The organism is Paraburkholderia sp., assembly GCF_034668105.1.
GTDB lineage: Bacteria > Pseudomonadota > Gammaproteobacteria > Burkholderiales > Burkholderiaceae > Paraburkholderia.
The window spans coordinates 1-6806 of sequence record NZ_JAXDPY010000059.1 but is presented as its reverse complement, the minus strand read 5'-3'; the positions used below and the strand labels follow the sequence as shown (position 1 = coordinate 6806).

Below are 6806 nucleotides of genomic sequence, written 5' to 3'. Positions count from 1 at the left end.
GCACCAGCCATACAATCGGAAGGAGCGGTTAATGTTCACGCCCATTGCATAGGCCGCATTGGCCCACGCATAGCGCCGGTGATCGGAGCCGCCGGTGTCTTCCTCGAAATCGAATTCATCTACCGGGTTGGTCTTCGCGCCGTACGGCAAACGCGACAGGAAACGCGGCATGGCAAGACCGACATAGCGCGCATCTTCCGTGTTGCGCAGCGAGTTCCACGGCGCATACTCGAGGTTCTGCGTGAAGATCTTCGTCAGATCGCGTGGATTGGCCAACTCCTGCCACGAGTCCATTTGCAATACTGAAGGTGAAGCACCGGAAATGAACGGCGTGTGCGATGCCGCCGACACCTTCGCGAGCGAACCCAGCAGATCGACGTCCGGTGGCGTGTGGTCGAAATAGTAGTCGGCGACCAGACAACCGTATGGCTCACCGCCGAGCTGGCCGTATTCCTCCTCATAGATCTGCTTGAAGAGCGGGCTCTGATCCCAGGCGGCGCCCTTGTAACGCTTCATCGTGCGACGCAACTCCTCCTTCGACACATCCATGAAACGGATCTTGAGCTTCTCGTCCGTCTCGGTGTTCGACACGAGATGATGCAGACCGCGCCATGCCGATTCCAGTTTCTGGAAATCGCCATGGTGGAGAATCATGTTGATCTGCTCGGATAGCTTGTGGTCGATCTCGGCAATGATTGCCTCGATGCTCTTGTAGGCGTCGTCACTGATCGTGACCGACTGCTGCAATGCCTGCTCCGCGAGCGTCTTCACCGCGAACTCGACCGCTTCCCGAGCCTGTTCCGTCTTCGGCTTGAACTCCTGGGTCAAGAGCTGACTGAAATCATCGTAGGTTTGCGTGCCGGTGGCCGCTAGCCGCGTGTCCTGCTTTGCCATGCTGGATTCCTTCTTGCGCGTTGATTCGGTTGAGTCGATCAGAGAGTGGTGGTCACGCCCGGTGCTTCGCTGGCGGCCTGCGGTTTCGGCGCGGCGGCAAGCGCCCTGAGCAAGCCCGGATCCTGCAGCAGCTTGTTCACGAGGCCTTCCGCACCCGACTTGCCGTCCATGTAGGTCTGCAGATTCGCGAGTTGCGTGCGCGCTTCGAGTAGCTGAGCGAGCGAGTCGACCTTGCGCGCGACCGCGGCAGGCGAAAAGTCTTCAATGCTCTCGAACGCCATGTCGACCATCAGATGGCCGTCGCCAGCCAGCGTGTTCGGCACGGAGAACGCCACACGCGGCTGAATCGCCTTCATGCGTTCGTCGAAATTGTCGATATCGATTTCCAGGAAAGTCCGGTCGGCGACCGGCGGCAACACCTCGACCGGTTTGCCGGACAGATCGGCGAGCACACCCATCACAAACGGCAGTTCGATCTTCTTCTCCGACCCATAAACCTCGACGTCATATTCAATCTGCACGCGAGGCGCTCGGTTGCGCGCGATGAACTTCTGCGAACTATTGGAAACGGACATTGCTTGGCTCCTTTGGCATGGCAAATCGGGGGGACAAATAATCGGGGCGGTGGCAGGACAACGAACGAGACGATTCCTATCCGGGAACGGAATCTCGTCTTCTTTCGGCGCGAAACGTAAGGCCTTCACGAACGTCAGGGGCATCCTGATCGCCATTGGCCACGTCGATTTCAATCGACACAAGCGGGGTTTTGTCTGAAAGCGCATCCAGCCACAGGGCGGAGAGCCGAGGCAGCACGTGCTGTTCGATAAAGCCGATCAGGGCGCGTGCGCCGGTTTCCTGAACGAAACAGCGCCCGACGATGTGATCGACGACCGGCTCGCTGAACCCGAGCGTGATAGCGTGATGGGCCGCCATCCGTCCGACGACACGCTTTAAGTGCAGCCTCACGATATCGGCAAGCGTCTCGCGGGCAAGCGGCAGATACGGCACGACAGACAGACGGCCGATGAACGCGGCGGGAAACACATCGAGCAGTGCCTGCATCAACGCGCTGCGCAATCCGGCCGTGTCGGACGCGAACATGGGATCCGCGCACAAGCCGGCCGTCAGTTCCGCGCCGAGGTTGCTGGTGAGCAGAATCGTGGTGTTGCGGAAATCGATGTATCGGCCGTCGCCGTCTTCCATGTAGCCCTTGTCGAACACCTGGAAGAACATCTCATGAATATCGGGGTGCGCCTTCTCGATTTCGTCCAGCAGCACCACGGAATAGGGACGGCGACGCACCGCTTCGGTCAGCACGCCCCCTTCGCCGTAACCCACATAACCCGGCGGCGCGCCTTTGAGTCCGGAGACGGTATGGGCCTCCTGGTACTCACTCATATTCAGCGTAATCAGGTTCTGCTCACCGCCATAGAGCGCTTCCGCCAGGGCGAGCGCGGTTTCCGTCTTACCGACACCGGAAGGCCCGGCTAACAGAAATACGCCAATCGGTTTGTGCGGATCGGTGAGACCCGCGCGAGCGGTCTGAATACGTTCGCAGATCTGCCACAACGCGGCTTGCTGGCCGATCACACGCTGCGACAACGTGGCGGGCAGCGCCAGCACGGCGGTGAGCTCGTCAGTCAGCATCCGGCCGGCGGGGATGCCCGTCCAATCCGAAACGATTGCGGCGACGATTGCTTCGCTTACCTCGGTGAAGACAAGTGGAACGTCCTGTTGGCGCGCAGCGAGGGCGTGCTCGAGTTCACGCAGTGAATCTGCCGGAGTGGCCTCGGCGAGAGCGGTTTCATCGACGCGGTTCAAAGCAGACCCACGTGCATGCAGCAGTGCCCGCGCGGCCTCCATCTGCGCTCGCCAGCGCGTTTCGACTTCGCGCGCCTCGACTGTGAGTGCGTCAATCCGCGCCTTCACGTTGCTGAGCGCCGTGCCCGCGTCCAGACCGATGCGCGCCTCGCGATGCAGAAGCGACTGTTCCACCTCCGCCACCTGGAGCCGGTGCTGCACGTCCTGAAGCTCGCCGGGCGGCGCATGCTGCGATAGCGCAACACGCGCGCAAGCGGTGTCGAGCAGACTGATCGCCTTATCCGGCAACTGGCGGGACGGAATGTAGCGATGCGACAGCGTGACCGCCGCGCGAATCGCTTCGTCTCGTATCTCGACGCCATGATGCGCTGCAAATGTGCCCGCTACGCCGCGCACCATGTCGATCGCCGCGGCTTCTTCCGGCTCCATGACCTGAAGCACCTGAAATCTGCGTACGAGCGCTGGATCCTTCTCGATATGACGCTTGTACTCGCTCCAGGTCGTCGCGCCGATCATGCGCACGGTGCCACGCGCGAGCGCCGGCTTGAGCAGGTTGGCGGCATCGCCGGTGCCTGCCTGGCCGCCGGCGCCGACTAGCGTATGGACCTCGTCGACGAACAGGATGACCGGGGCCGGCGAATTGGCCGCCGCTTCGAGGACGCCCTTCAGACGCGCCTCGAATTCACCCTTCATGCTCGCGCCGGCAAGCAACGCGCCGACGTCGACACTCAGCAGCCGGACCTCTGCCAGTTTCGGCGGCACGATGCCGTTCGCGATCGCCAGCGCGAGGCCCTCGACGACGGCGGTCTTGCCGACCCCCGCCTCGCCTGTCAGCAACGGGTTGTTCTGCCGACGCCGCAGCAGAACGTCGATCATCGTGCGAATGTCGAGTTCGCGCCCGACGACCGGATCAATGCCGCCGTCACGTGCGCGCGCTGTGAGGTCAGTGCAGAACTGCTCCAGCGGCTTGCGTTTCGTCGATGAAGGCAACGCATTCGCTGCTTCGCCCGGCATGGCAGGTGACAAGTCAGTGCCATCGTAGGGCGTGTCGGCAGCCTCTGGAGAGCCGTCGATCCAGGTTGGTAAAACATCGCTCAGCCCCTCCACTGGAATCTTCTGGAAGGCCGCCGAGATGCTCAACAGCACACGCCGCAACTCGGGCGTGCTGACCAAAGCGGCCAGTAGCCACGCACCCCGCACGCGCTGATCGTTGAAGCTGAGCGTTGCGATGACCCACGCGCGCTCGATCGCCGTCTCGATATGGTGAGAGAAATCGCTGATCGAACTTGCGCCGGCAGGCAATGCAGCCAGCGCGCGAGCCATATCGCGTTCGAGCCCGGCAAGATCGATGTCGCAGTGACGCAGGATGCGATGCAGGTCACTGTCGGACACCTGGATGAGTTGATGCAGCCAATGCACCAGTTCGACGTAGGGATTGCCGCGCAGTTTGCAGAATGCCGTGGCCGACTCCACGCTCCGGAAGAGTGTGCCGTCGAGTTTGCCGAATAGTGCGTGCCGCGAAATGCCCATGACTCGTTTCAATCCCGGGTTGATGTTCTTATCGAGAGATTCACCATTTCGGCGAGAAATTTACACTCAGCTTGCTACGTTTGTGAATAGCAAATTCCATTTAAATTCACAGAAATCACAAATGTGAATTTAATACGTCATGACGGGAGAATTGATCCTACGTTGGAGTCAAATAGAACCTACGCAGATGTAGCCATCACCCCTACAAACAGGTCACTCTATTGAAATTCACGGGCTTTCTGCAGATAATCTTCCAACGCACAACACATCGGACACAGACATCCTAATTCCTGGATAAACCACAATGAACTCTGCGATATCAAAGACAATCATTAATGATAAAAAATCAGAGTCAATATATCTTATTAACGAGATAAAAATTAAGAATAAATCCAATTCTTCTCATTCAATCCTATATCCTGCGATTGCCAATAAGACACTGGCCAATTCATGGCCAGACGCAAACCATGACGACACGATTTTTGCGTTGATCGGAACAGGCAGGATGGTCGGCACAAACGAGCCGGCGCAGTTGCGAAACGGAGATCTGATGGCGTCTCTGTACGACCGCTATTGCCGGGCGCTCGACGATCCTCAAAGCGCTCTCGAAGGTGACTGGATCGCACCGTCGGCGCGCCCAACAGCGTCGCATCAAGTTCCGGACCTTACCTCGCAGCAGCAGGCCGCTTCCGTGGACGCACTCTTGTCCGGGGCGCAGCGTGTCGAGCAGGCGTTTGGGAAACTGGAAGGCGATCCGTGCGCCACGGTGGCAGTGGAATCGGCGCCCGACATCCTGCGGCTTTTTGCGCCACCCGAATTCAGGGCGCAGTCATCTCGCCTGCCGCCAGCGTTGGTACGCCGTGAACATCACGCTACCAGCATCGACAGTGCGCTCCTCATGCCAAACGTTTTAGCCGATCCGGCTCGATCCCATGACTGAATCGAACCGACCGGCGCCGCAGGTGACGCATGAACCCGCTCGCAAGGCGCGACGGACCCGTGCAAACGTCGAGCGTCTAGCCATGCCGCGCCGCGCCAACACGCATTTGCTGCCGACGCTGCTCGATCGCCTGCGTGACGACGCGCCGCAACAGCTCACCGAATGCCCCGAGGACCATGCTCCCACGCGCGCGCAGATGCGCGATATCGTCCAGCGGGATCTCATGTTCCTGCTCAATACGATCAGCATGGAAAACGACCTGGACCGGGGCCGTTATCCCCACGCCGCCAGCTCGACCATCAACTACGGCATACCACCCTTGGCTGGCGCCTATCTGGTTTCGCGCAAATGGTCGGACATCGAAGAGATGATCCAGCGCGCGGTCCGCGAGTTCGAGCCGCGCCTGATTCCGGATTCGTTAGCCGTGAAGCCACTCGCCGGTGAAGACGCAGCGAACCCCTACAACGTGCTCATGTTCGAAATCCGCGGAATGATCCACATGGATCCGTATCCGCTCGAATTTCTGGTGCAGAGTTCGATCGACCTGGAAACCAGCCGCATGAACATTGCAAACGTACGCGTGAGCTGAGCCTTGCATCCCGCCCCGCCCAATAACAGACATAGCAAACCATCGGAAGGCCCTGCATGGACCCGCGACTGCTCGACTACTACAACCAGGAACTGATCTATCTGCGCGAGATGGCGGGTGAATTCGCGCAAGCGCATCCCAAGATCGCCCGGCGCCTGGGGATGCAGGCCGGTGAAGTCGCCGACCCCTATGTCGAACGTGTGATCGAATCGTTCTGCTTCATGGCGGCGCGCATGCAGATCAAGCTCGATGCCGAATTCCCCCGCTTCACCGAACGGCTGCTCGAAGTCGTCTATCCGAACTACATTGCGCCGACACCGTCGATGGCCGTCGCCCGTCTCTTCCCGAGCGTCAAGCAGGGCAATCTGGTTGAAGGCTTTCATCTTCCGCGTGGCGCGACATTCATTGCACAGGTGCCTCACGGCGAGCAAACCGCCTGTCAGTTTCGCAGCGGCCAGGACGTGACGCTGTATCCGCTGGAAATTGTCGATGCGCAGCTCACCGGCATTCCACCGGACATTCCGTCGCTTGACCGTTACGTGCCGGCGCACACGCAGGTACGCGGCGCGCTGCGTCTGCGGCTGCGCATGACCGCCGACGCTCACATCAGCGATCTGCGAGGTCTCGACCGCTTGCCGGTCTATCTCGCCGGCGACGAACAGGTGGCGTCGCATCTTTTCGAGCTGCTGCACGCCGCGAGCATTGCGTCGCTGACGGGAACGCCTGGTGCGCTCGGCAGCACGTTGCACGCGGTGACATCCCATGCGGTCGACCACGAAGGATTGTCGCCGGACCAGGGTCTGTTGCCGCTCATCTGGTCGAGCCTTCATGGACACAACCTGTTGCACGAGTATTTCGCGTGCCCGAACCGCTTTTACTTCTTTTCGCTAACGGGGCTCGAGCCCGGGCTGCGATGCATCACAGCAAAAGAAGCGGAAATCGTGATCCTGCTGGATCGTGAGCCCGGCGCGCTTGCCAATCTGGTCGACGCGTCGCGTTTTGCGCTGTTCTGTACGCCGGTCGTGAACCTGT

General features: G+C 60.1%; 6 protein-coding genes. 3 read left to right on the top strand and 3 right to left on the bottom strand.

Going from position 1 to position 6806, the window contains the following annotated elements; genetic code table 11:
* The 3 genes from tssC to tssH all read right to left on the bottom strand — a co-directional run.
* Positions 1-894 (bottom strand): type VI secretion system contractile sheath large subunit (gene tssC / locus QOC89_RS03025; protein ID WP_323043666.1); only part of this gene is annotated, 894 nt, incomplete at its 3' end.
* A gap of 38 nt (positions 895-932) precedes the next feature.
* Positions 933-1469, bottom strand: a complete 537-nt coding sequence (gene tssB, locus QOC89_RS03020; protein ID WP_323043665.1) for a type VI secretion system contractile sheath small subunit — start codon at positions 1467-1469, stop codon at positions 933-935.
* 76 nt (positions 1470-1545) lie between these two features.
* On the bottom strand, positions 1546-4245 hold the full coding sequence (gene tssH / locus QOC89_RS03015; protein WP_323043664.1) for a type VI secretion system ATPase TssH: 2700 nt from the start codon (positions 4243-4245) through the stop codon (positions 1546-1548).
* Positions 4246-4549: 304 nt separating this feature from the next.
* Between tssH and QOC89_RS03010 the strand changes: the two genes are divergently transcribed.
* The 3 genes from QOC89_RS03010 to tssF all read left to right on the top strand — a co-directional run.
* Complete coding sequence (locus tag QOC89_RS03010; RefSeq protein ID WP_323043663.1) at positions 4550-5185, top strand: TagK domain-containing protein; 636 nt, start codon at positions 4550-4552, stop codon at positions 5183-5185.
* 82 nt (positions 5186-5267) lie between these two features.
* Entirely contained in the window at positions 5268-5774 is a 507-nt protein-coding gene (gene tssE / locus QOC89_RS03005; RefSeq protein WP_323043667.1) for a type VI secretion system baseplate subunit TssE, read from the top strand.
* A 56-nt stretch (positions 5775-5830) separates the two neighbouring features.
* On the top strand, positions 5831-6806 hold a 976-nt coding region (gene tssF, locus QOC89_RS03000), incomplete at its 3' end, for a type VI secretion system baseplate subunit TssF (RefSeq protein WP_323043662.1).

What these genes read in the sequence shown, in the direction of transcription:
- tssB (WP_323043665.1), bottom strand. Translation starts at nt 1,469, where the DNA reads ATGTCCGTTTCCAATAGTTCGCAGAAGTTCATCGCGCGCAACCGAGCG.
- tssH (WP_323043664.1), bottom strand. Translation starts at nt 4,245, where the DNA reads ATGGGCATTTCGCGGCACGCACTATTCGGCAAACTCGACGGCACACTC.
- QOC89_RS03010 (WP_323043663.1), top strand. Translation starts at nt 4,550, where the DNA reads ATGAACTCTGCGATATCAAAGACAATCATTAATGATAAAAAATCAGAG.
- tssE (WP_323043667.1), top strand. Translation starts at nt 5,268, where the DNA reads ATGCCGCGCCGCGCCAACACGCATTTGCTGCCGACGCTGCTCGATCGC.